Raw genomic sequence first — 23,791 nt, 5'->3', positions numbered from 1 at the left:
GGATATCGTTATCCCTGACGGTGTAAAAAATGGTGTGGCGCTGAAATTCAGCCCGCATCACACCGGGAACGGGCGAATATTCCCTTCCGGGGTGTGGCATGCCCGCCAGCGTGTCAAAAAACGCCTCCATGGCTTCAGTGTAATGCTCCGCCTGAACTTTACCAAAACGCAGCAGCGTGTAATCGTAAATGCCGGTAAAGTCCTCAGCGGCCAGTACCGTAAGTACGGTTCCGCTGTGCAGCTATATCCCGCAGTGTCAGTGAGCTTTCCCCACTCTCCAGGCCGGCGATAACGGCCTGACGTACCACTTCGTCATGAGTTTCCTGTTGCTCCAGCAACCGCAGTGCGGAACGCATTACTTCACTGGCATTGCCATAACGTCCGCTTTCCACCATGCGCTGTACAAATCCGTCGAGCTGTTCGCCCATACTGATGCTGGTTATTTTTCGCATCACACCCTCCGCCTGTATTAACTGTTAATACAGATACTATATAACAACTTCAGGCATCAGAACAAATGATCGGTACTGTTCGGGTACCCCTGTACGGCACTGACCGGTGCGGGTACTGTATCACCTGATAACACCAACCCTAACAGAACCGGTTCCGTTAAAGGATTTCAACAGTACCATGCCTGTGTTTATCCGCGCTTACCTCAGAGCGCCAACCAGTGAACAGGATGGCCCGGTGGAGGGGCTAAGCCCCTCCGGCCTGCGACTCAGGCGTCCGGGGCTGCGTTTCTTTCGGTATGACAAACCAGGTCATTGCCGTACCGTTGATATCAAAATCACTGAATCCCACACCGCTCAGCACGGGATTATCCCAGGTTCTGATGTAATAGCGTTTTTGCCCGAGGTCGGCCACGGATATCCACTGCGTGTAGTCTCCCGGAACACCCTTATCCCGGATCAGTCCTTTCGGGATCGTAAAGCTGCTGGCAATATGCTCGGCCATTCTGACGCCCGGGAGGCCTCCCTCTGTCTTCTGCACAGACCGTACCAGCAACACCGCCCGGACAAAACGGGATGCAGAGGTCGGGTCTCCCGGCATGCCGCGAAGCCCGTATCCCACATCCGCAGGTGTACCCGCCACGTCATCAGCTGAACCCACGGGCACATTTTCCGGAGTCAGATTTGCATAGTTACGCAGGTTGGACTGGTGCCACGCGAAGTCCGGCGAGTTCGTCAGCACCCCGAGCGGGTTGTCATACACCTTCAGTTTGCCGTTCACCGGCTCAATGACGATGGAGTCGCCGGTCGCATCGTGCAGGGTATAGTGCAGTGGGGGAACAATACCCATATCCTTCAGCGTCACGGACATGATCCGTATCGTCGGTAATGCTGCCCTGACCTCGGCCACCGTTGCAAAATTCGTCAGCGCCCAGGTCAGAAATTCCCAGGGTGCCAGCCCCTGCCCTTCGTTGACCTCTTCTGGCGCGGTATAGCCGGCCTGTCCGGGAAAATACAGCGCCCCTCCCGCCAGCCCTTTCTCATTTATGCCATCCAGCATGGCGGGCATGTTGAAAACATTCATGCCTGTTACCGCATATTTTGCTTTCCATGCCAGGCCTTTCTGTCCCGTCAGCGGCAGGTTTCGCGGCAGGCCAACCAGACGGGACCGGGTATCCATCGCAAACTCCATGGTGCGCGCATAGATACGGGTGTGGTCGGTCGCCGGCAGCACCAGCGTGGTGCAGGCACGGGGTGACGGAGAAATCAGCGCAGCCCCCAGAGCCACACCGATCACTGTAGCGGTTGCTGTTTGTCTTAACCGTTTAAGCATGTTCATTAACAGACCTCCTTAACCCCGGCGGTCGCATAAAGCACCACCAGGCATTTTTGTACGTGGACGACAGGGGCAATCTGACCGATGAGTGGTATATGCCAGACTGGTGTGCAGAAATATAAAGAACAATGTTCATATCCGCCCGGCAGGACGCCCCGGCACTGAAACTGTCTGATAAAATCAGATAACCAGGCACGGTTTAAATTCTGATATATACGGAAGCTCACTCAAATTTTTACTTACAGGGTAAGTAAATGCAACGCTAAAACAAACGTCAAATCTGAATACTTTATATTTATCAGATTCGTGATGCCACGCTGATAAATACCGCATGTTTTGCGTAGAAATGATTTTATGCACTGTGCCGGCTGGTTAATGAAATAAAAAATGCGCTAAGTTCGTCTGGTGAGCTATAACAAAGAGTAACAATAAAGTATTTCTTTTTTCGTAATGCCTTGAATTTATATTGAAATTATTTAAATTAAGTGCATCCATTAAATTACGGCGTGAAATTAAATGAGTGAGCTTCTTCTCGTTTTATACATTTAATGATTATTAACGCTTGCCTGAAACGGCACCCGATGGATATCTGTTAACACCATTCATCACAACGCGTGGTCAGTTATGAAATACGACGCTGAGTTTCCTGCCGTATTACAGGCCAGTACCTTATCCGGTATGTTTGATGCTGCATTTGAAGCCTACGGTGATCACATCGCACTCGTCTGTAAAGGCACGCGGTTAAGCTACCGTAACCTGGACTTTATGAGCCGCAACCTGGCGGCGTATTTACAGAGCCAGCGAAACCTCAGCGCCGGGGAGCGGGTTGCCGTGATGCTGCCAAACTCACTGGAGTATTGCCTGTCGGTCATCGCGGTGTTACGGGCCGGGATGGTGGTGGTTAACATCAACCCTCACGCCACAGGCCATGAAGCCTGCAAGTTTGTCGGGGACAGCGGCGCCAGGGTCGTCATTACACTCCCGGCCCTGGTCGGGTTATTCAGTCACGATGACACGCTGTATGTTATCGAAGCCGATACAGACATACCGCTCACCGCTGATGCAGACGATGTCAGGACCGAACCTTACCAGAAAAATCACGTGCGGTTTGATGTCGCCCTGCATGACGGACGTTTTCACCGGATGACCATACCCCCTGTCACCCCCGACAGTCTGGCCTTTCTCCAGTATACCGGGGGAACAACGGGGATATCCAAAGCGGCCATGCTGAGCCATGGCAACATCATGGCCAATATTGTCCAGATGAAAACCGCCTGTGGCGACCATGTAAGCTACGGTGAAGAAAGGGTTGTTACGGCACTGCCCCTCTATCACATCTTCTCCCTGACGGTGAATTTTCTTTTCTTTGCCGCGACCGGCGGAACCAATATCCTCATCCCGGATGCGCGGAATACTGCCGACACCATCAGCGCCATGCAGCGATACCGGTTTACGGCCTTTGCCGGCGTGAACACGCTGTACAGCCATCTCCTTGCGCATCCGGATTTCCGGCATGTTGATTTCTCATTCCTGCGCTTTTGCGTCAGCGGCGGAACCGAACTGAGCCGCAGTGTGGCAGAGCAGTGGCTGGACATCACGCAGAAAGCCATTCTGGTCGGTTATGGCATGACCGAGTGCTCACCGCTGATTACTGTGCAGCCCTTTGATACCAGGGACTGCCAGGATAATGCCGGTTTTCCGGTGGCGGATACCGACATCAGGATTGTCGATGCAGAGGGCAGGGATATGGCTGACGGTGAAAAGGGGGAAGTCCTCATCAGGGGGCCCCAGGTCATGAGCGGTTACTGGAACCGGCCGGATGAGACCCGGGCCGTGCTGAGTGACGGCTGGTTTTCCACCGGTGACCTGGCCACGCGGGACCACAGGGGTTGCCTGAAGCTGGAAGGCCGAAAAAAGGAGATGATTATTGTTTCCGGATTTAACGTGTATCCGGTGGAGATTGAATCGGTATTGTTGCAGCACCCGGCCATCAGCGAAGCGGCCGTCACCGGCGTTCAGGATAAGGTCACCGGAGAGGCGGTCTGCGCGTTTATTGTTATACGGCCGGAGAATGCGGTCACTGAGCATGACGTCAGGGCGCACTGCAGACAATACCTGACATCGTACAAAATTCCCTGCCGCATTCATTTTCTGGACACCCTTCCAAAATCGGGGGTGGGAAAGATTCTGAAATACAAATTAAAGGACATGCTTTCCTGAGCCGGGGCGCGCATATGCATAATCCGTCAACAGATTTGGTGGAGGTGCTGGAGCGCCTTAACCGGCTGCATCATGACTTCAGAAATGAGGTAAACAGCGCGCTGATAAATCACGGGCTGACGCTGTCAAAAGCAAGGGTGCTGAAAGCAATCGAGGAGCATGAGGCATGTAATGCAACGGATGTGATGACGGTACTGAGCTACAGCTGCCGGAGCGTCACGGAAGCTCTCGAATCCCTGGAGGCTGCCGGACTCATTACCCGGCATAAAGCGCCGGGAAACAGAAAAGTAAAAATAATCACGCTGACCGGGCAGGGTAAAGAACGGCTGCATTTAGCCATGCAGATCAGGAATGACATTCTGACGGCATTGCTGTCCTGCCTTGAAGGGAGTGAGCTGGTTCTTTTCAGCGATATAATCAATAAAATCTGGTTAAACCATGGTAAGAGTAAATGTACAGGTGAATAACGGAGGGTAAGAGATGCAATATGGCGACCTGCAAAAAATGAATACCCTGATGCTTTGTGATATCTTTGACACCCTGAACATCAGCAACGGCTATGATACGGAACTGATAAGAACGGCCGTTAATCTGAACCAGCTCTGGGCCATTGAACTGGCTTATCCCGGGCATACGGATAATACTGACATCCCTGACGAGGTTGATTTTATCAGTAACGTGATGAATTTATTTCATGACTTAAAATCAGCCTTCAGCAATTTTAATGAACAGGAGAAACGACAGATTTCCCGGGTAATTCCTGATTTTTCCGAAAAGTATGACCTGGAATTCAGTGGTTTTCATCCGCAGCTGGAAAGAAATATGGCCGATATATCCCGCCTGCTGGTAATGCTTGGCTATTACTCAGAGGACGATTTACTGAAAAATGCCTGCACACCTGCAACAGGCCGGTATATACAAATGCTGGAGTTTTTTACACCTTTCCAGAACAGGCCGGTAAAGAAAGAAATAATTCCGCCAGAAATATTCTGTGAAATCGTTCTCGCAGGCCGGAACGATTATGCACTGATGAATGTATTGAGACGGAATAAGTGGGCTGCGTCATCCCACGGTGTTTGCGGGAGATGAATATTCTTCGTATAAATAAATGACAATGATTTTCAACACCATGGATGGATGCATGATGAAAAGAAATATAAAGTGCCTTGCCTGTGTGGATGAAGTGCCTGCATTCGAAGGTTATCTCGTAGACGTCTGGGGTGTCTTATACGATGGCCAGTCGAAAACTCATATTGCCGATGATTTGCTCCGAAAAATGAAAATGCATGGCCGGATCGCGCTCGTGAGCAATACTTCTCGCACGTCGGAAGAGCTGGCTGTTTTACTGAATGGTAAAGGGATTTCAGAAACATTTATTGATGGAATTTTTACGTCCGGAAGCCTGTGCAAAGAACGAATTACTCGCCATTTCGCGGCCAATCCACAACACACTTTCTTCCTAATGGGCACCGCCGGTGAATGTAACTGGCTTACTGCAATGTTAGATCGGCAAGTCTCTTCCATCGAAACATGTGATTTTGTTATTGCTGCAAACATCATTTATGAAAATGATGAAGAGATCGAAAGGTCAGTAAGAAAAATCACAGAAAGAGGGTTGGTCGTTTATTCAACGAACCCGGATAAACTTGTCAATATTGGAGGTCGTATTCATAAGGCTGCGGGGTACTTCTGTCAAAAAGTGAGAGAAGCAGGTGGTACTGTTTACGAATATGGCAAACCTGGTGAAGATATTTTTAATATCGCATTGGCAGGGATTGGTGTGGAAAAGGAAAATGCCTGCATGGTGGGGGATTCGATGAAAACGGATATTTCTGGTGGAAACTCTGCGTCACTTAAAACCATACTGGTCGCTGGATGTGGTGGTTTGCAGTATAGCGAAGATGAATTAAATGAAGGGTTGCATGATTATATTCTAAATCTACAGGGGTGATTATGTATAAGGTACTTATCATTGGTTCAGGTGTCCTTTCTACGATGGTTTCAGAGATGTTGGCCTGGAGAAACTTTCCATGCCAGGTGACGATTGCAGCCAGGAATGAAAATGCTGCAGACGAAATTGTTAATCTGATAAAATTTACGTCAGAGAATGTTGGTCATACATTTAATATATTGTCAAGAAAAATAAATCTCGACTCCATTGAAGAAATGGCAGAGGTCATTGGTAATATTGAACCTGATTTAATTTTTAATACTGCCTCAGTTCAGTCATTTTGGGTAGTTTCAGAACTGCCCGATCATATCAGCAAAGCATTATGGACGGCCGGGGTAGGCCCCTGGACTGCATGTCATGCCTATCCGGCGCTCCAGCTGATGAAAGCAGTAAAAGCCTCCGGTGTAAACACAACGGTAGTTAACGCGGCATTTCCCGATGCCGTGAATCCGTTGCTTAAGGGGATATCACTTGCCCCGGATATCGGGATTGGCAATGTCTCAAATATTTGTCAGCCTATCCGCGAGGCGGTTTCACAGATACTCAACAGTGACATATCTTCAATCTCCGTCAATATGGTCGCTCACCACTATGTTGGCAATACCATCCCCTCAGAAGGCCATGCAAAAGGCGCACCTTATTATTTGAGCGTAAAAAATAATGGGGAAGAAGTCAGTCAGGATATGTTACCGCACGATAGAATATTCAAACACATCAAAACAGGTTTAAAGAGAAAAAGAGGAAAAGACGGCATGTTTGTGACTGCCAGTTCGGCAGTGAGAATTATTGAAGGCTTTTTCGGTGATAAAACGATAGCGGCACATGCTCCGGGTGTAAGAGGGTTGGTCGGAGGTTACCCCGTTTCGATTGGCAGGAGAAGTTTCGATGTGGCGCTAAATGACGATATTTCACTTTCAGAAGCGATAGGCATCAATGAAAAAGGCCAGCGGTATGACGGGATTGACAGTATCCAGGATGGCTATATCCGGCTCAAGCAAGAATCCTCAGATGTCATGAACGCCCTAATGGGATTTGGGCTCGGGGGATACCATATTTCTGAGGTCGGTGAGGTGTCCGCGGAGTTGGTGCAGCGCTATCAGGCGTTGAGGAGTAAACATGTCTGAACTTCTCTTCCACGCATACAAAAATGCGCGTAACGTCCTGTCCGGAAACGATGAGACTGGTATGAAAGTCTTTCCGGGGATGTTTGACAGTGATGTCATCTCTCTTTCTCATGGCGACGGAACAAGACGACCGCAGAGTGGCATTCTTTCCGCGGGGGTTTTAGCATTGCTCGATGATCGTTACTCCCCGGATGACTACCATGTGATGACACATAATGCAGAGTTGGAAAACTGGATCATCGACGACTTCAAGGTGGATGGGATACATGAAAGTCTCGCCAACAATATTGTGCTGGCACACGGTTCGACCAGTCTCTTCGATGCAATATTTACTTATTATATCGGAAAAGGACGTCGTTATTTAGTGCCCTCTTCATTCTATCACAACCTGATAAAGTGGTCAGCGTTATATCATGAACATCTAACGTGCCAGTATACGAAGATTGAAAATGATTACAAACTGACAGCGGAAGAACTTTTTAAATCGGTATCAGAAAATAACATTGATACACTCTTCTTGTTTAATCCTACGCAAACCGGGGCGATTTATTCAGACGCAGAACTCATGGCACTGTCAAAAGTCTGTATTGAGTTTAATATAACGGTTTTTGTAGACAGTGTATTTTCTGGTACGGAATTTAACAAGGAGGAGAGAACTCCTCAGATGGCAAAATATTTTACGGAGTATCCTGACAATATCGTAACGATTAAAAGTGCTTCCAAGTTTTTAAATCTGGCTAACGTCAGAGTGGGTTGGGCGTGTGGTGGGGCGAATATTATCGCCGCGCTGCGTGATATCTGTTCAGCGAAAAATCCGTCGATCTCAAATGTGGCGTTGGAAATGGTTAAATACGGTGTTCTGCACTGTCATGAATATATCAGAGAAAACAATCAGGAAAGTGCGCAACGAGCGCGCATTATTGATGCATCTGTCTATGATATCAATAATTCTCTGGGTGAACAGGTGATAAACACCACGCATAAACCGGCCGCAGGGCACGGATTTTTGCTTGATTTTGACTATTTGATCAAGGCGACGCACGGACGCATAAAGTCTGGCTGCGATTTGGTTGCGTATTTACTTAAAGAACAGAAATTATCCCTGTCTCCTGCGGACTCTCTTGGTTTCACCGGGTGTAAAGTGAGGGTTGCCTTCTCATCCGTCGGGCTCAAGTCAACCTATCTGGATAGCGAATACGAGCGCAACGTGGCAATGGACAGCATCACTATTGGCCGTGTGCCCGTGACCGCATCGAGGATCCCCCAAAGGCAGTATTCTGACTATTTTGATGCCGGCAGAGGTATTCTGGACCATTCTTTGAGAAATTCCCTGCGCACTGCGCTAACTAACTTACTGAAAAATTAGGAGATATATATGTCAGTTATTGCTGTTCTTGAGTCAAACCTGGCAGGTAATGGTGCCTTAGTCATTCAGGCGGCCAAACGAAAGGGGTATAAAACGCTTTTCATCTGTGGCAATAAAGCGGAATACACCAGTGCCGTGATTAATCCGATTGATTTTGCGGATGAAGTGGCTGTTGTTGATTCTTATGACATAGCCAAGCTACTGGCCTTCTTCCAGAGTTATCCGGATACGGTTGACGCCGTTATGGCATTTGATGACTTTAGAATGATACAGGCCGCGATCATCAACCAATTCCTTAACCTGCCGTACGCGCCAGGCCTTGAGGCACTATTGACGGTTCGTTTTAAACATTTATTAAGAGAAAAACTCAACAATACTGCGTATGCAATTGACTTTACACGTTTGGCTGGTGACAGCACAGCCCATCAAGCGATATTGAAATACCCGTGTGTGATCAAGCCGGTAGATGAAAGTGGCAGCATCGGTGTCAAGATCTGTCATTCAAAATCGGAGTCTGACGAGGCTATCGACTATATTCTGTCTCTGCCAAAATATAATGGCCGCGGGTTTACCGTATCAAAAGACATCTTGGTTGAAGCGTTTATTTCCGGGGATGAATACAGTGCTGAGTTGGTTTGGGATTGTGAGAATGAAAACTGGAGACTGTTGGGAGTCACTCAGAAATTTGTTACCCCCCCCCCGTTCTGCGTTGAAAAGGCCCACATTTTTCCGTATGCCGACGGCAGTGCGTTTTCAGAGCAGGTGAGCCTGCATGCCAACTGCATACTTGAACATGTTGGCCTGAGAAATACGTTTGTACATATGGAGTTTAAATTCTCCAATGGCCGGTTCGATGTCATTGAAATCAACCCGCGCCTGGGGGGAGACATGATCATAGAACTTATGAAAAATGCGAAAGGGTATGATGCGGCAGGTCTGATGTTGGAAGCGAATATTAATCACCCCCTGAGCATAGAAAGCATCGGCAAACAGGGGGAAGCCTCGGCTATCGTGTACATCACAGACACTCGCGGTGGACATATAACCGATGTTACCGTCGAGGGGGATGAAGAAATCTTCTCCCGAATTAATATATTTCCACTCCCCAGAACGTTGAAAGGGTTGCGCAGCAGCGAAGACAGGTTGGGGTATGTTATTTTAAATAAAGACCGTTATCAGCAGATTGAGCTACGTGTTAATTCCCTGCTGGATGGTAATGGTTTAAATATTACTCTGTCGGCATTGTCCTGACTGGGAAAATTTTATTTTGGTGGTGAGTATGGGAAATAAAATAGGTTTTATAGGCAGCGGTAAACTGCTTTTGGATCGGGCGAAGTCGTTTGGTCTTTATGTGGTACTGATACAAAAACAGTCACTTGCTTCGATGGAGGCTATTGCGCTGGCAGATAGCGTTCTGCTGTGTGATTATGATGTCGATGATAATAAAAAGATGATATTGGATTTTTTACGGGAGCAAGATATCGAAAAGGTCCTGACGCTTTCTGAGAAAGCCTTGTCGGCGGCGGCATGGATAAATGACGAATTATCGAGAGAAAATAAAAACAGTGTGGTGGCTGAAATAGTTAAAAACAAAATATTAATGCGTGATAAGCTTAGAGAAACGCCCTACGGTAATGTCAACTATCATGCAGTCCATTCCACGAATGATCTGTCTCAGGCAGCCACCCTGCTCGGTTTTCCGTTTATTCTTAAGCCCTCTCGGGGTGTGGGAAGCGAAAATGTTCAACTTGTTGTCGATAATAATCAAATTACGACAATCAACGTTCAACAGTCATTAATCGCTGAACAGTACATCGGTGGAAAAGAATACTCCGTCGAGGCATTTTCTGTTAATGGAGTACATACCGTTCACGCGGTCACCGAGAAATCCCTGTTTAATAATGAAGGCTCCCGGTTTGTTGAGCATGGGCATATTGTTTCCAGGGGGAATAATGATGGGCCGTTTTTTGCCGCGATCGATGATTTTGTTTGCGGCTTCTTATCCCTTATCGGGATTGAGTCCGGTGCGACCCATACCGAAGTGAAGGTCGATCGGAGTGTCATACACATCATTGAGTCCCATAATCGGGTCGGTGGCGACAGTATTCCTGAATTGGTTTACCATGCTACGGGGGTCGATCTGTATTCGCTGGCGATCCAAGAGGCGTCGGGCTTGCCTTTAGATAATACGCGCCAACCGGTGAGCAACAATAGCGGGATCCTCTTCTTTGATTTTGTACCTGGTCAGGTTAGTGGTATTTGTGGTGAACAACGCGTTAAACTGTTACCCTACGTCAAAGACGTAAGTTTACCTCACCTCATCAATGTGTCCCTTTCCCGCCCTGTCGATTCCTTTTCACGTAATGGCTATGTGATTTGCAGCACCCCCGAGGATGTGAAAAGTAAACTCGACCTGTGCCAAACTCTGATAAAACCAATTTACCTCTGAGCGGGAATAATCAAATATGATTCAGGACGCAAAATGAGCAGAACTAACTATATACTCATGTTCGTGATGCTAATCTCTTGTATTAGCATGTTTTCATTTTTTCCTTTCCTTGTCACTATACTAACAGGGCATTACGCTTTCACTGCTGCTGATGTTGGCGTCATGATGTCAGTGGGTATTATTGCCGGCAATTTATCCTCTGTCATTGTTTGCATGTTTTTGTCAGAAAAGGTTTACAAACCTGTATTTACGCTGTCACTGATGGTGTTCTCCTTATCCGCTTTTGGTTTTTTCTTCGTCAGCAATGTCTCCAGTACGATTTATCAGTATGTCCTTCTCTTGTGTTGTGTTGTACTTTATCGGTTTTCCGTGGGTGTCTATTATAATGTCTCACGCGCGTATCAAATTTACTCACTCGACAAGGAACAAGAGAAGTTAAGACTATTTTCAAATATAAAGTTTGTTAATAGTATCGGTGGCGGACTTGGACCAGTTATTGGTCAAGCCTTCATCAATTATGGTGGGTATAATGCTCTGTCAGTTTTTTGCTCAATCACTTTTTTGCTCGCTGCCATACTGGTTTTTCTGTTTGTTCCCGGTGTGAAGAAGCCTCAGCAGGCACAATTTGTAAATGTATTTCAGGGCATGGTTAGGGTTATTCGCGACAAAGCTTTTGTACTGGTTTCTCTGGGGGCACTTTTTCACTATATCTTCGAAGCGCAGATATACACGTTCATTACGTTAAAAATAAATGGGAATAATATTCAGGATGGTGTTGCTTATATCTTTACATTGAACTCAGTTTTCCTGATTGTTTTTGCTTTTTTGGGAGGGAGATTGATAAGGAAAATTGATAAGCTTCCAAAAATATCCATTTTGGCCTTTGGTAGCTTTTGTTCATGTCTCTCATTGATTTCAACCCCCCTGGTGACCGGCTATTGGGGATTGGCGTTTGTCGCTTTTATTTTCTCTCTCGGTGAGTATCTGGTGCCCCAACTGGCTGTGGATTTAATTACCGATACACAAGGAAATACGTTGCAGAGGATAACATTATTCAATTTTATGACGAGTGCTATCGGCCTGGGTATAGGGTTCACATTCGGTTCTTATTTGTCCACGGTCGGCAACCTTTTTGTCGTCGCTGTTTCATGGGTTACCATCCTGGCGCTGGTCTGTCTGCTTTTCTCTCTTGGCCTGAGCGCCAGTCGAGCACAACGCAGTGCGGTGCTGCCTGCCAATGCATCTGAAAAGTGAGGGAAAGCAAACATTGGACGACACCGGCCGCGTGATTGCCCTGCCCCGGTCGGTTTGTGCTGTGACACTGAGTCAAATGCTTAACGTTATTTTCTCGCCGCTGAGCTGCGTTCCTCATTCACCTGGAGCTGCGCCGGCAGCCCAGCGTCATACGCCGCCTGATACCCGTCGGTGACCTGCAGCGCATCCCCCTCCAGCCGCGTGACCGTGCCGTCCGCGCGCCACAGCTGCAGGCAAGGGGGGCCGTCGAGCCGCACCACAAACACCGCGCGACTGGCGGTATACGTGATGCCGGCGATCACCAGCTCCTGGTCGGCCGAGGTGTCGGCCGGACGCACCGGCAGCACGCGCACTTCGTGCCGGCGCTGCTGTTCGCGCGCGGTTGCCAGTTCATCGGCCAGCAGCGGCGTGGCCACAGCTCGGCCGGCGTCCGTCAGCCCGACGGCCAGCCGCAGGTTCGGGGCGCGCAGGGTGCGCAGCCAGCCCGCGGCCTCCATGCGCCGGCAGGAGGCGCGCAGGTTCGGCCCGTACACCGGGGCGTCCCCGCCCTGCGCCAGCACCCGCTCAATATCCCGCGTCGCCACCGGCCCCGGCCGTTTCGCCTCGAGGGCGGCCAGCACAATCAGTATTCGCCGCTGCAGCGGTGACGGCCGTCGTTGTGTTTCAGCGCCCATCGGCCGCCTGCTCCTCGCTGTCACCAGGTATGCCGGCCAGTTGGCACAACTGCGCCATGTCGGCCTGGCACTGCGCTTCGGAAGTGCCACTTTGCAGGGACAGGTGATACCAATGCAGGATCACGCCACGACAGAGTCCCCGGTCATGGGTATCGGGGATTTCACCCTGCCGCAAACGCAACGATTGGCGCAGGATCACTTCTGTGGTCATCAGCAGTTCGCTGTAGGTCAAATTCAGTATCGGTTCTTGACTGGCCATGCTTTGCTCCATGAGAGAACTGTGTCATTTTTGTGAAAATCATACTGCAGAGTGGTTTTATTCCTATATGCAAATATCATATCAGATATGATTTTATCAAATATGATAAACATCATACCACATATCATTTTATTTACAGTGCATAAAATCATACTCTTTTCCGTTTTCCCGCCGCGCAGATCCGGTTTCTGGCAGTCCCGGATCTTCTTCACCCGGCTCGGCACGCAGCGGCCCCATAACACAAGATGTAGCGGTGCTTGCAGCTGCAAGTGGCACTATATGTTGTGTTCACCCCCTGCCTCGCGACCGACCGCTCACCACCGGAATTGAGCGCTTTGCTTCTTCCCTGACCGTGGTACACTTCCGGAAAGTTGTTATACGCCTGAAAGTCGGATCAGCCGGAAACGACCCTCCGGTAATTTAACGGCGTGTCTATATGTCTGCTTATTATCATCTGGGTGATTTTTACGGTGGGGGAATTCACCCTGGTTACGGAAGTGAGGGTGGCCGGGTGATGATTTAGGTGTGGTAAAATTGCACTGGCAATTATCCAACGGAGGAAAGGACATGTTTACTGCATTCAATGACAAAAATGATTTCAGCTATGCTTTTGAAAAAATCCGCAACGCGATTTCCTCCCCCGACGAAAGTAACATTTATGCTGCCACCAACCTGGGCCTCGGCATTCTGACGCGCAAGTATGAACTGTTCCGCAGGGAGCTGGATGCGGCCGGTGAGCCGGGTGACTGGGAATACGATCTCGACACCTACGGCCACTGTATTGCGGTGCTGCAGCGCTACTTTACCGGCAATCCCTCTGGCATGAACGAGCGGGATGCACGGATTTACAGCCAGTACCTTGAAAGTGAGCATGCAGGTTTTGTCGAACTGGCCGAAGAGCTGGCTGCTGAACGTTGATACAAGCAGAGGGCGGGATTTCTAATTAAAGGAAGGATTATGTGCGATTTTTGCAGGGCGGACGGGAATTACTTCCATACGCCGGAATGTGTGTATGACCAGCTGGTCAGTGAGTACCCTGTGATGTGGCTGCGGGATTCGACCCGGATCGGCGCCTGCTACACCCTCCGTGAACTGCTGTCGCCGGAAGGGATGGTGCTGGCCATACAGAACGCGCCTCCCGTGACGGGATGGCGGCTGCGTATGCGGTATAACGAGGCCACTGACGAAGAAATCGACCCGCAGCGCGGGGACTGTACCGAGCCGGCCTCCAGGGCGGACGCCCTGCCAGCCTTCCGGTCGCTGCGGGAAGGCACCGCATCAGCTTAAACGAACGGACCACGCAACAATCCTTAAGCCAGAAACAGGAACCCAGATGAACAGAACCGATGGTGAACCGGAGACAGGAACGGACGTGATGGCCACCGCCTTGCGCACCATGCGCAAGTACGGCAGTAACATCATCAACGTTACGCAGTTTATGGATACTAATGCTTACGTGAAATCCGATCCGCGGATGCCAAGAACGCGGCTGCGTCGTTACCTGGGCCAGTACGGCCTGCGCGGTGAGGCGCTTGGCAGGGAGGTCAGACGTATCGTCGCTGGCCCTGAGCGACCCAATAACACGCTGAAAGCCGGGATCTACTATACGTGGCCCTATGGCTGGGAGCCTGCGGATTTCACGCCAATGATGAGACGCATTTTTCGCGGAAAGCGTACCCGTCATGTGATGCTGTTTGATGAACTGCCGGCGCTGTCTGGCAAACGAGGCACTGGTGCGACTGACAACGCAATATCCGGACACGGAGGATAACCATCAATGATGCCGGCATTACCCGGTCAGGGCGTTTCATTTTCCGCCGCGCAGCTGCCGGTGGTCATCGATTACCCTGCCGCCCTGGCCCTGCGCCAGATGGCCCTCGTTCAGGACGAATTGCCAAAATACCTGCTGGCGCCGGAAGTGAGCGCCCTGCTCCACTACGTGCCCGATCTGCACCGCAGGATGCTGCTGGCCACCCTCTGGAACACGGGCGCGCGCATTAACGAGGCGCTGGCGCTGACCCGGAGTGATTTTTTGCTGGCGCCGCCGTACCCGTTCGTGCAGCTGGCCACACTTAAGCAGCGGTCGGAGAAAGCCGCCAGAACGGCAGGCCGCGCGCCGGCCGGCCGTCAGGCTCACCGGCTGGTCCCGCTTTCCGATGCGAACTATGTAGGCCAGCTGGAGATGATGGTGGCCACGCTGAAAATTCCGTTCGAGCGCCGCAACGCGCGCACCGGACGGATGGAAAAGGCGCGCCTGTGGACGATCACCGATCGGACGGTGCGCAGCTGGCTGGCAGAGGCGGTGGACGCCGCGGCGCGCGACGGGGTGACGTTCTCGGTGCCCGTCACCCCGCACACCTTCCGCCACAGCTACGCGATGCACATGCTGTATGCCGGCATTCCGCTCAAGGTGCTGCAGGCGCTGATGGGACACAAGTCGATCAGCTCGACGGAGGTGTATACCAAGGTGTTTGCACTCGATGTGGCGGCGCGGCATCGGGTGCAGTTCTCGATGCCTGGCGATGAGGCGGTGGCGCTGATAAAAAAAATCTAAGAAAGTTGAAAGTACTTAACACCTCAATATGATGTTGTTTTGATATTAAAACAACATCAAGTGGATATTGTTTTGATTGGTTTTTGATATTACTTACTCGCTTATTTTCTTCTTGCCCGCAATTTGCAAACCATAGTCCAGTATGTTGATGCAAGACATATTAATGAATGCAGCTCGCGATTGCCCGTTCTCTGCAGCAGCTTCGTCAATACGCTGAATCAGTTCAGGGTCCATTGTGATTGTGATCTGCTGTTTTTTTCCTTTAACCACTCCCTTCGAAGCGGGAACTTTTGCATCAGGGGCTGAGTTTATGAAGTTCTCTACTGCATCATTCTTTGAAACAGGTGGTTGGGTTTTGGGTTTTTTTTGAATTGCCATTTCATATCACCTAAATATTATTTTAATATCATTATAATTGCATTTAACTATTTAAATAGTATTGATATGAGAGCATCTAACTCTTGCACTGCAATCTTTTCATGCGAACGTAATTTCAGCTCACTTACGGTTCTCCCACTGCCTGCAGCATTGGCGTAAACTTTTCTTTGATAGATGATTTTATCTAGGATTGGGATATCCTCTTTGTACTCTTCCATCATTTCCAGCATATCTCTGTTGTCGGAGGATCTGGCTTGGGTATCTGCTTTGTTCAAAAGCGAATAACAGACCAATCCATCTCTGATACTTCGCGCTTCTTTGATTAGATCGGCGTTGGCATCCATGGCCCAGGCTTCGAAACTTCCAGGTGCTGAAGGAACTAAAAGGACGTCTGTGATTGTCAGAGCTGCCCTCATAGCAGTCGAATCACGGCCTCCACATTCGATGATGATATCGTCAAAGTTATCTTTCTGTTGGAGAACCTGGCTCCTTAACACCGGGCCTTCTGGGTAATGCGAGCAAGCAATGCCTGGTTCAACCCCGTCTTCTGAACGAACCAAAATAGCTGTTTGTGATGAACCCTGTTTATCACCATCAACTAACCATATTTTCCTGCCTTGTCGAGCCCTTGCGACGGCGATGTTAACCGCGAGAGTAGATTTACCTACTCCTCCTTTCGTATTTGCGATTGTTAGAATCATTTTAATCTCTTTTTAATATTAAAAAACTATCAACATAGTAGTGGGTAAAGCTCATTGACGTCAAGTCTAAGTTAGATTGTTTTGATATCTAAACAATATTTATGTGATGTTGTTTTGATATTAAATTAATTTTATTGTGATGGTTTGATGATGGTTTAATGATGGTTTTCGTGAACTTGTTCGTCAGCATGTGCTGAAGTGAGGGGAAAACTCAGACGCACTAAAAGAAATGACTCCGGGAGGTTCGTCGCATAAGTGGTGGCCGGCCGTTCTGTATTCCCCCGCCACATTCTGCGCGCCTAACCCGTAGCAGGCGGTCCTGATGGTGGCGAAAAGGGCTTTGCGTGCGCCTCCTCCGGCGGTCTGCAGGTGCTGCCGCCCCGCTGAACTGTCGCCCCGTGCCGGAAAAATTCAAGCCGCCGGCGCGGCGCCCGTTCGCATGCCTTCCCCCTGGTCAGTCATTTGCGCTGCGGCCTTGCTGCCGGAGCTGGATTTTTTCCTTCAGGCCCGTGGCGGCCTTCGCGGTATGGCGGGAGCACTCCGCAGACCGCCGGAAAGGAAGGAACACCAGAATGACGTCACTGACTCCCACGCTCACCGCCGCCGGCCATCATGACTACGACCACTACCGCCGGACGTTCACCCGGCTGTTCAGCGACACCGCGCGCTACCACCACCGGCATGAGGTTTTCCGGGACTTCACCGCCCTGGGGGCGCTTGCCGTACAGAACGCCTTTCTGCGATGCCCCGCGCTGGAAAAGGAGTATCTGGCGACCGCCGGGCGCTATCAGCCGGAGGACATGCGCCGGATGGCGCAGCTGCTGGGCTGTCTGGTCTGCGCGCTGGACAGCCGCCCCGGGGATTTTCTCGGTGAGATTTTTATGGATCTGGAGATCGGTTCGGCGCACATGGGGCAGTTTTTTACCCCCTTCAGCCTGTCGCAGCTGATGGCGCGGGTCACCGTGCAGGACGTGGTGCAGCAGCTGGAGCTGCAGCCCTTTATTACGCTCGATGAGTCTGCCGCCGGTGCCGGCAGCATGGTCATTGCGTTTGCACAGGCGCTGACGGAGCAGGGGATTAACCCGCAGCAGACGCTGTTTGCCCGCTGCACGGATATCGACGCCACCGCCGCGCAGATGTGTTATCTGCAGCTGTCGTATCTGGGGATCCCCGCCGAGGTGATCACCGGCAATTCCCTGACCCTGGACGCCCGCCGGGTGTTCCGCACGCCGTTCTGGTATCTGGGCGGCTGGGAGCAGCGCCTGCATCGTCATCCGTTCTGAGTCACCCCGTCCCCCCGGCACCCGGGGCTCCGGGTGCCTTTACGCTGAGGTTATTGTTATGTCATGTCCCCCTGATTTTACCCGTACCGCCCCGTTCGTCGTGCCGCCGGTGGCGCTGAGGATCTTTACCCGCTCCATCTCCGACGACGACCTGTGCGCCTGGTGTCGCCACCTGATGTACCACCCGGGCGACGGCAGTCTGTGCCGTCGCCATGACGCTGCCCGCTGGCCCGGTCAGCAGGATGCGGACGGTTACTGCCGGCACTGCGGTGATTTTTCACCGCCTCCGTAACAGACGGCCCGCCGTCGGTGACGGTCGGGCACCGACGAAGCCCGGGCGGCGATGGCAGAGTGGCGCACTGCTTCCGGCGTGTCTGAACGGGTGGGGGCACCTGGCGGCCCCGGTTTTGTGGCCGGCCGCCGCCGGCATGGCTGCCGGCAACGGTCGGCGGAATAAGGATGTGACCGTGCCGGTCACCGGCTGACCGCCGTTCCGGCGGGGGAAAGTGGTCCGTGCGGGAGCGGCTGACGCCGTGCCCTGTACACTAACCCGGGCCGCGTGGCCTACAAGGCCCACTGGCGTTACCGTCCTCGCCCGTTCGCAGGCTTTCCGGCGCATTCAGCCCGGAAAGCCCTTGCGCATGCGGCCTGCGACGGTGCCCTGTTTTCCACGCTTTTCTCCCGGGTTGTTTCCCGGTCACGGCGACAGCCGGAACCGAAACAACCTTAACTCAGGAGAAAAATCATGCCGAACTGGTGTGCTAATCGTATTCAGTGTGTGGCGCCAGCCTGTCAGCTGGACGCTCTCGAAGCATGGGCAACCGGGCAGTCGTTTCCGTATTACCGCCGGGCAATACGGCAGAGTATCCGCCTGTTTCTTGCCGGCGTGGCGGGGCGCCTTAAACCGGTGGGGGCGGTGCATTATGCCCCGTACCCGGCGCTGACGGCGCACGGTGCCGGGGATGACCCGGTGGCCTCCCGCGCGTTTGGTGAGTGGCTGACGCTGCTGCAGGCCAACGCCTGGCTGGATGAGGCGACCTGTACCGCCATTGACCGCTGCTATCAGGACTGCGGGCTGGCCGCCCTGACGTGGGACGCGCTGACGGCAGACGAACAGGCGGCCATCAGCGGGGTGATGCAGCAAAAGCGCCACGACTGGGGCGGCGCGTGGTTGTCGCCGGTCAGCGATGCGGCGATGTTTGACGGCATGGCGACTGAGCCGGAGGGGGAACCCTTCGACCTGCGGATGATCCTGCCGACGCGGCTGGCCTGCGAAATCAACGGCTTTAACGGCAAGCTGCTGACCGGGGTGCTCAGTACATACCACTTCTATACCGACTATTACGGGACCAAATGGCCGTCGGACTGCAATCCGGCGATGGTGCGCGAGAGTGGCGGCCTGCGTATCGATGTGGATACGGCGTGGTCGCCGCCGTCAGAGGCGGTGCTGGCAGCCCTGTCCATCCGCTGGGGCGCGACGGTGGAGCATTACTACAGCGAAGCGGGGTGTGATTACTGCGGCTACCGCCGCTATGAATCCGGCGGGCTGACGGAGAGCATTGAGGACTCGCTGGAGTACGATGATGAGGAGGACGAATACGGCTACTGCGAGGTGTCGGGCCCGTCGTGGCTGGTCGGCAATGTGCCGCACTACGGCGGCTAAATAATAAGCAGGTCAGGGCGCGGCGTGAGTGCCGCGTCCTGCGGCGATTTATCCACAGCCTGCTGACGAACCTGTGCACGGCGGTTGTGGACAACCTCTGCGCGTGCAGCTGCCGTGCCGGCAGCGCCGCTTTTGACTGGCCGCCGGTGGCGGCCGCTGAGGAAAGCCGGTGAACCGGCTTCTTTCCGGGTGCCGCCGTCGCCTCCTGTCGGCGGTGTGCACTTTTGCTGTGACGGACGCTGCCCCGTTCCGGTCCGAAAACAAGGGAAGGCTAAAGCCCGCTGTCCTCACCCGTTCGCACGCCCTGCGGTCGCTTGCGCTGCGGCCTCCGGCAGCGCCCCTGTTTTCGTCCCCGATGGAACGGGGCGGTCTGGTGTCACAGCAACGTGCTCCCCGCCCGGCGAAGAAGGGTAAGGGCACACCGAAAGAAGCCGAAGGAGGCCACTATGACCACGCTGACGACTCCCGCTGCGCCAGTCACGCGCACCGAAATCACCGACGCCCGCCGTCGCCTGCGCTTTATCCCGCGCCTGTTTGCCACCCCGCTCGGTGACACGATGGTGGCGAATTTTCTGCATCAGTACAGCCACTACGACGGTGGCCTGTGGCGTTACCGGGAGGTGCCGCGCGGGCTCAGCGGCCACGTCGGGGGCTGGACGGAGATGACCACCCGCCCGGCCGGATACATCACCCCGCCTGAGGGGGACTACCGACTGACCCTTCCGGGAAATTATTTTGAGGGGACGGTCTCGGCGGAGGCGGCGGGGATTATCGGCACGCTGTTTGTCCTGAACCGTCTGGCCTGGAAAGCCCCGGCGATGGGGCGCGAGTACGCGCTGACCTGTCAGGGGCTGGTCGACCGTCAGGACGCGCTGAAGGACTACGTGAGCATTGTGCGCCACCCGGAAGCCAGCCTGATTTTTCGCGCCATTGACTGATATCAACCGTCCGGGCGAACGGCCCGGACCTGAACCCGGAGACAACATAAGATGCGTACATTAACGGTGGTGCAGGGGCTGGAGATTCTGGCGAGCTGGCTGGAAGACAACATCGCCTGTGAAACTGAGCTGTGTTTTGACAACCCCGAGGCCGGGACCGATTCGGCGATGCTGCTGCCCTGCGTGGAGGCGGCGCTGGCGATGCTCAGACATGCCCTCAACCCGGAAGAGACGGCAGGCGGCGGGCTCCTTCACCTGCGCGCGCAGGGCGAGGCCAACGACTATGCGCTGCTGAAGGACGGGGACTGGTTTGCCCGCGTGCTGATGAACGGGGCGATGACCCACCCGCAGCAGGAAGCGTTTTTGCAGTCACTGGTTATGTGGTGGAATAACGAACAGGGAGGCCGCTGAGATGACGGAGGTGGTGGCAGGCATCCGGGAGTTGGTTGCGGTGGTGAGTGAGGGGGAGGGCTATTCCGGCGGTGAGCCGGATAATGCTGAACGATCGGCGCTGGCTGTTAGTACCGATGTAAAAATGACCCACATACCAATGTAATTCGGACCCACCTGGGGTAAAACTGGCAGTTTTAAGCGAGCTGCCGATACCCTCATGGTGGATCTGGTGACGGACCTGATGCACCTGTGCGACAGGCTGGATATTGATTTTGCCGGGGTGCTGAACGTAGAGGCGATGCACCACGGGGAAGAGCGCGGTGACGACTGATGTGCCCGCGTACCGGATGCTGAGATGAAAGACACCCGCTTTGCGGGTGTCTTTTTCTTAGTGCTGCATCTTGCTGAAGGTAAGTTGCAGGCCCGCCACGGCGGCAAGTTGTGCCAGCGTTGAGAGTGTGGGATTGCCGTTTTCAGACAATGCCCGGTAGATGCTCTGACGCGCCAGACCGGATTTTTTCGCGGCTTCGGTGATCCCCCCGCGAGCCTCCAGTACGCGACGTAATGCGATCAGGAATCCCCCCAGACCACCCAGCTCGTTAATTTCTTCGAGCGCGTTTTTCAGGTATATATCGGCATATTCAGGATCGGCGCGTAACTTCTCTATCATGAGTTTGTCACGGTCAGCCGCTGGCGCATATTCTGCTGCGGCGACGTCGCCAGTGGCTGTCTTTTTAGCTGTTACTGTCATTCTGTTTCGCCCTCGCTTTAAAGTCTTTGAGGTAGTTAACGGCCTTATCTAAATCAGCGGCTTGCGTTTTTTTACTGCCACCGATGAGCAGGAGAATAATCTGGCCATCTTCCATTGAGTAATAGACGCGGTATCCCGGCCCGTAGTCTATTCGTAATTCCCAGACGCCTTCCCGTTCAAACTTGTGATCGCCAAAGTTTCCCGTTTCGGCGCGGTCTATCCGCGTATCGATCTTCGCGGCGGCGATCCGATCTTTCTGCTGGAGTTTGTCCAGCCATTCCTTAAATGGCTGTTTTCCGCTCTGGTCCTGATAGAACTGAGATTTGTACACCCCTGTGCCCTCACTTCCTTAATGTACTTCATTGTCTCTTAAAAGTGACGAAAAGGCAAGTTTTGTCTCTTTAAAGTGACGTATTTATGTGTGACAAATTTCTGAGGATGCGCGGGGCGCGAGTCTTCTCCCCCGGCTGACGAGCCCGCGCATCGAGCGCGTTCCCGTCAGAGCGTCGTCTGTGGCCTGCGGGGCAGGGCATCGGCCGTGACGGCCTTCAGCATGTCCGTCATCCGCTGTTTGCTGACCTGCCGCTCCTGAAAACGGGGCAGCATATCGTGTACGGAGAGGGCGACGGTGGCGAGCTCAACGGTGCGCTTTATCCGTGGCGCATTCTCATAATCCTTCCAGGTCCGCAGACTGACGCCCAGTTCCTCCGCCGCCCGTTCCCGGCTCCAGCCAAGACCAATCCGCCATAATCTCAGGTCATATCCGGTCATTTATACCACGCTAAAAAAGTGCAGAAACTGCACTTATTTTACGTTGCTATTTAGAGTAAAGAAAAGTGCAGAAACTACACTTTTTTATGTCTGGTTATTTTCGCGTGTTTTACCTCTTCTCCGCATCCTGACCTGACTCCCCCCGCGCGTGCAGCTGCCGTGCCGGCAGCGCCGCTTTTGACTGGCCGCCGGTGGCGGCCGCTGAGGAAAGCCGGTGAACCGGCTTCTTTCCGGGTGCCGCCGTCGCCTCCTGTCGGCGGTGTGCACTTTTGCTGTGACGGACGCTGCCCCGTTCCGGTCCGAAAACAAGGGAAGGCTAAAGCCCGCTGTCCTCACCCGTTCGCACTCCCTTCGGTCGCTTGCGCTGCGGCCTCCGGCAGCGCCCCTGTTTTCGTCCCCGATGGAACGGGGCGGTCTGGTGTCACAGCAACGTGCTCCCCGCCTGGCGAAGAAGGGGAAAGGCACACCGGAAAGAAGCCGCAGGGCGTAACCCCGAGAGGAGAATGTGATGAGCAATATGGTTTTCTGGGAAAAAGAGGCATCACGCGCGGAGTGGCGTGAGGCGTTTCTGGTTGACGGTATCTACCGCGCCTGCCCGGATGCGTCCGGCTGGACGCTGGCGCAGCTGAATGCCGGGGGCGAGCGGTTTGAGCTTATCCCGGCTGACGAAGCGTACCAGCGCTACAGCGACAGCTTTATCAGCCCGGTGACGGAAATCAGCGCGGCGCGCTATCACGACATGCTGGAAGTGCTGCCGCCGCTGGACTGGCACTTTAACGAGTCCGGCGGGTCGCAGAGCTTCAAGCTGGCGGAAATGTACTGCGGCAACGTGACCGCCATTTTTGCGCAGTACGGCGCGCGCTTTTTCGAACTGCGCGACCGGGTGACGCTGACGCATCAGGCCATCATCGGACGGGTGAAGGCTTTTATCGACGGGGAAGGGCAATAAAAAAGCAGGGGGAGACCCTGCTCGTTTACCGGGCGGTGCAGTGAAGGGCACCGTCCTTATCATAACCCGATGGAGACTGACTCATGATATTTGACCCGCAAATCGTCGCACAGGCCCACGCGTTTGTAAATGCCCTGCGTACCGGTCGCCGCGCCCGCGTTCCGGCGCTGAAGCTGGAATACTGGCAGCAGTTTATGACCCTCGTTTATGCCGGGCTGGGACTGGCGTGATGTGAAGAAGCGCCGCCCCGACCGGGCGGCCTGCTGCGCGGCTGGCGTCCTCCGGCATTGAGCCGGACGACGCCAGAACGGCAAGACCTGAGACCACG

31 protein-coding genes are annotated in these 23,791 nt (G+C 53.0%); 21 read left to right on the top strand and 10 right to left on the bottom strand.

The window, feature by feature from the left end:
- From AAIR21_RS20985 to AAIR21_RS20975, 3 genes are all read right to left on the bottom strand, one after another.
- Positions 1-172: type II toxin-antitoxin system RelE/ParE family toxin (locus AAIR21_RS20985; protein ID WP_434682206.1), on the bottom strand; the 172-nt coding region annotated here is incomplete at its 3' end.
- Positions 173-203: 31 nt separating this feature from the next.
- The gene (locus tag AAIR21_RS20980) at positions 204-452 is read right to left on the bottom strand and encodes a type II toxin-antitoxin system ParD family antitoxin (RefSeq protein WP_434682199.1); all 249 of its coding nucleotides are present in this window, start codon (positions 450-452) and stop codon (positions 204-206) included.
- Between the two features lie 244 nt (positions 453-696).
- The gene (locus AAIR21_RS20975; RefSeq protein ID WP_052759975.1) at positions 697-1,788 is read right to left on the bottom strand and encodes a choloylglycine hydrolase family protein; all 1,092 of its coding nucleotides are present in this window, start codon (positions 1,786-1,788) and stop codon (positions 697-699) included.
- Positions 1,789-2,409: 621 nt separating this feature from the next.
- Between AAIR21_RS20975 and AAIR21_RS20970 the strand changes: the two genes are divergently transcribed.
- The 9 genes from AAIR21_RS20970 to AAIR21_RS20930 are packed head-to-tail and all read left to right on the top strand — an operon-like array spanning position 2,410 to position 12,149.
- On the top strand, positions 2,410-4,005 hold the full coding sequence (locus tag AAIR21_RS20970) for an AMP-binding protein (RefSeq protein ID WP_422712961.1): 1,596 nt from the start codon (positions 2,410-2,412) through the stop codon (positions 4,003-4,005).
- A 38-nt stretch (positions 4,006-4,043) separates the two neighbouring features.
- Positions 4,044-4,472, top strand: coding sequence for a MarR family winged helix-turn-helix transcriptional regulator (locus AAIR21_RS20965; protein WP_434682196.1), 429 nt, complete (start codon positions 4,044-4,046; stop codon positions 4,470-4,472).
- A 13-nt stretch (positions 4,473-4,485) separates the two neighbouring features.
- Entirely contained in the window at positions 4,486-5,094 is a 609-nt protein-coding gene (locus tag AAIR21_RS20960) for a YfbU family protein (RefSeq protein WP_046899116.1), read from the top strand.
- A gap of 52 nt (positions 5,095-5,146) precedes the next feature.
- The gene (locus AAIR21_RS20955) at positions 5,147-5,956 is read left to right on the top strand and encodes a TIGR01459 family HAD-type hydrolase (RefSeq protein WP_161796315.1); all 810 of its coding nucleotides are present in this window, start codon (positions 5,147-5,149) and stop codon (positions 5,954-5,956) included.
- Positions 5,957-5,958: 2 nt separating this feature from the next.
- Positions 5,959-7,080, top strand: a complete 1,122-nt coding sequence (locus AAIR21_RS20950) for a hypothetical protein (RefSeq protein WP_046899114.1) — start codon at positions 5,959-5,961, stop codon at positions 7,078-7,080.
- Positions 7,073-8,446, top strand: coding sequence for a pyridoxal phosphate-dependent aminotransferase (locus tag AAIR21_RS20945; protein ID WP_046899113.1), 1,374 nt, complete (start codon positions 7,073-7,075; stop codon positions 8,444-8,446). Before AAIR21_RS20950 ends, AAIR21_RS20945 begins: the two co-directional genes overlap by 8 nt.
- A 9-nt stretch (positions 8,447-8,455) precedes the next feature.
- Positions 8,456-9,697: an ATP-grasp domain-containing protein gene (locus AAIR21_RS20940; protein ID WP_046899112.1), complete on the top strand. Its 1,242-nt coding sequence runs from the start codon at positions 8,456-8,458 to the stop codon at positions 9,695-9,697.
- Between the two features lie 28 nt (positions 9,698-9,725).
- Positions 9,726-10,895 (top strand): ATP-grasp domain-containing protein, encoded by a 1,170-nt coding sequence (locus AAIR21_RS20935; protein WP_046899111.1) that lies wholly within the window; start codon positions 9,726-9,728, stop codon positions 10,893-10,895.
- 33 nt (positions 10,896-10,928) lie between these two features.
- Entirely contained in the window at positions 10,929-12,149 is a 1,221-nt protein-coding gene (locus tag AAIR21_RS20930; RefSeq protein ID WP_080350242.1) for an MFS transporter, read from the top strand.
- Between the two features lie 86 nt (positions 12,150-12,235).
- Here the strand turns inward: AAIR21_RS20930 and AAIR21_RS20925 are convergent, their stop codons facing one another.
- Together AAIR21_RS20925 and AAIR21_RS20920 are read right to left on the bottom strand one after the other, a co-directional pair.
- Positions 12,236-12,823 carry a hypothetical protein gene (locus AAIR21_RS20925; protein WP_422712960.1) on the bottom strand — a complete coding sequence of 196 codons (588 nt, stop codon included), beginning with the start codon at positions 12,821-12,823 and terminating at the stop codon, positions 12,236-12,238.
- Positions 12,813-13,082: a hypothetical protein gene (locus AAIR21_RS20920; RefSeq protein ID WP_046899108.1), complete on the bottom strand. Its 270-nt coding sequence runs from the start codon at positions 13,080-13,082 to the stop codon at positions 12,813-12,815. Before AAIR21_RS20920 ends, AAIR21_RS20925 begins: the two co-directional genes overlap by 11 nt.
- A 567-nt stretch (positions 13,083-13,649) precedes the next feature.
- On the opposite strand from AAIR21_RS20920, the gene AAIR21_RS20915 reads away from it, so the two are divergent.
- Genes AAIR21_RS20915 through AAIR21_RS20900 form a run of 4 tightly spaced genes read left to right on the top strand, consistent with a single transcriptional unit; the run spans position 13,650 to position 15,636 of the window.
- Positions 13,650-14,000 (top strand): hypothetical protein, encoded by a 351-nt coding sequence (locus AAIR21_RS20915; RefSeq protein WP_434682188.1) that lies wholly within the window; start codon positions 13,650-13,652, stop codon positions 13,998-14,000.
- A gap of 39 nt (positions 14,001-14,039) precedes the next feature.
- A complete protein-coding gene (locus AAIR21_RS20910; protein ID WP_434682185.1) occupies positions 14,040-14,369 on the top strand; it encodes a hypothetical protein in 330 nt (109 codons plus the stop codon).
- A 46-nt stretch (positions 14,370-14,415) separates the two neighbouring features.
- Complete coding sequence (locus AAIR21_RS20905) at positions 14,416-14,853, top strand: hypothetical protein (RefSeq protein ID WP_434682182.1); 438 nt, start codon at positions 14,416-14,418, stop codon at positions 14,851-14,853.
- A 6-nt stretch (positions 14,854-14,859) separates the two neighbouring features.
- Positions 14,860-15,636 carry a site-specific integrase gene (locus tag AAIR21_RS20900; RefSeq protein WP_434682179.1) on the top strand — a complete coding sequence of 259 codons (777 nt, stop codon included), beginning with the start codon at positions 14,860-14,862 and terminating at the stop codon, positions 15,634-15,636.
- 93 nt (positions 15,637-15,729) lie between these two features.
- Here AAIR21_RS20900 and AAIR21_RS20895 read toward each other — a convergent pair whose 3' ends face one another.
- Both AAIR21_RS20895 and AAIR21_RS20890 read right to left on the bottom strand, forming a co-directional pair.
- Complete coding sequence (locus AAIR21_RS20895) at positions 15,730-16,014, bottom strand: ribbon-helix-helix domain-containing protein (RefSeq protein WP_023321974.1); 285 nt, start codon at positions 16,012-16,014, stop codon at positions 15,730-15,732.
- 47 nt (positions 16,015-16,061) lie between these two features.
- Positions 16,062-16,715 carry an AAA family ATPase gene (locus AAIR21_RS20890; protein ID WP_323839653.1) on the bottom strand — a complete coding sequence of 218 codons (654 nt, stop codon included), beginning with the start codon at positions 16,713-16,715 and terminating at the stop codon, positions 16,062-16,064.
- Positions 16,716-17,287: 572 nt separating this feature from the next.
- On the opposite strand from AAIR21_RS20890, the gene AAIR21_RS20885 reads away from it, so the two are divergent.
- The 6 genes from AAIR21_RS20885 (at position 17,288) to AAIR21_RS20860 (ending at position 21,155) form a co-directional block, all read left to right on the top strand.
- Positions 17,288-17,998 carry an N-6 DNA methylase gene (locus tag AAIR21_RS20885; RefSeq protein ID WP_434682174.1) on the top strand — a complete coding sequence of 237 codons (711 nt, stop codon included), beginning with the start codon at positions 17,288-17,290 and terminating at the stop codon, positions 17,996-17,998.
- A 58-nt stretch (positions 17,999-18,056) separates the two neighbouring features.
- Positions 18,057-18,290 (top strand): hypothetical protein, encoded by a 234-nt coding sequence (locus AAIR21_RS20880; protein ID WP_434682172.1) that lies wholly within the window; start codon positions 18,057-18,059, stop codon positions 18,288-18,290.
- A gap of 453 nt (positions 18,291-18,743) precedes the next feature.
- The gene (locus AAIR21_RS20875) at positions 18,744-19,661 is read left to right on the top strand and encodes a DUF1281 domain-containing protein (RefSeq protein ID WP_046899098.1); all 918 of its coding nucleotides are present in this window, start codon (positions 18,744-18,746) and stop codon (positions 19,659-19,661) included.
- A gap of 446 nt (positions 19,662-20,107) precedes the next feature.
- Complete coding sequence (locus AAIR21_RS20870) at positions 20,108-20,599, top strand: antirestriction protein (RefSeq protein WP_434682168.1); 492 nt, start codon at positions 20,108-20,110, stop codon at positions 20,597-20,599.
- A 51-nt stretch (positions 20,600-20,650) separates the two neighbouring features.
- Positions 20,651-21,010: a hypothetical protein gene (locus tag AAIR21_RS20865; protein WP_434682208.1), complete on the top strand. Its 360-nt coding sequence runs from the start codon at positions 20,651-20,653 to the stop codon at positions 21,008-21,010.
- 1 nt (position 21,011) lies between these two features.
- A complete protein-coding gene (locus AAIR21_RS20860; protein WP_434682165.1) occupies positions 21,012-21,155 on the top strand; it encodes a hypothetical protein in 144 nt (47 codons plus the stop codon).
- A 225-nt stretch (positions 21,156-21,380) separates the two neighbouring features.
- On the opposite strand, the gene AAIR21_RS20855 is transcribed toward AAIR21_RS20860, so the two are convergent.
- The 3 genes from AAIR21_RS20855 to AAIR21_RS20845 form a co-directional block, all read right to left on the bottom strand.
- Positions 21,381-21,662 carry a DNA-binding protein gene (locus AAIR21_RS20855; RefSeq protein WP_434682204.1) on the bottom strand — a complete coding sequence of 94 codons (282 nt, stop codon included), beginning with the start codon at positions 21,660-21,662 and terminating at the stop codon, positions 21,381-21,383.
- Between the two features lie 64 nt (positions 21,663-21,726).
- Complete coding sequence (locus AAIR21_RS20850) at positions 21,727-22,074, bottom strand: type II toxin-antitoxin system RelE/ParE family toxin (protein WP_046899094.1); 348 nt, start codon at positions 22,072-22,074, stop codon at positions 21,727-21,729.
- A gap of 167 nt (positions 22,075-22,241) precedes the next feature.
- Positions 22,242-22,514, bottom strand: a complete 273-nt coding sequence (locus AAIR21_RS20845) for a helix-turn-helix domain-containing protein (RefSeq protein ID WP_046899093.1) — start codon at positions 22,512-22,514, stop codon at positions 22,242-22,244.
- A gap of 508 nt (positions 22,515-23,022) precedes the next feature.
- On the opposite strand from AAIR21_RS20845, the gene AAIR21_RS20840 reads away from it, so the two are divergent.
- Positions 23,023-23,463, top strand: a complete 441-nt coding sequence (locus AAIR21_RS20840; protein WP_052759972.1) for a hypothetical protein — start codon at positions 23,023-23,025, stop codon at positions 23,461-23,463.
- 83 nt (positions 23,464-23,546) lie between these two features.
- The gene (locus tag AAIR21_RS20835; RefSeq protein WP_046899092.1) at positions 23,547-23,693 is read left to right on the top strand and encodes a hypothetical protein; all 147 of its coding nucleotides are present in this window, start codon (positions 23,547-23,549) and stop codon (positions 23,691-23,693) included.
- The last annotated feature ends 98 nt before the right edge of the window (positions 23,694-23,791 follow it).

The sequence above is a fragment of the Enterobacter sp. PTB genome, from assembly GCF_051130085.1.
Classification (GTDB): domain Bacteria; phylum Pseudomonadota; class Gammaproteobacteria; order Enterobacterales; family Enterobacteriaceae; genus Enterobacter; species Enterobacter ludwigii.
The sequence above is the reverse complement of the archived record's forward strand: the minus strand, read 5'-3'. Positions and strand labels throughout refer to the sequence as shown.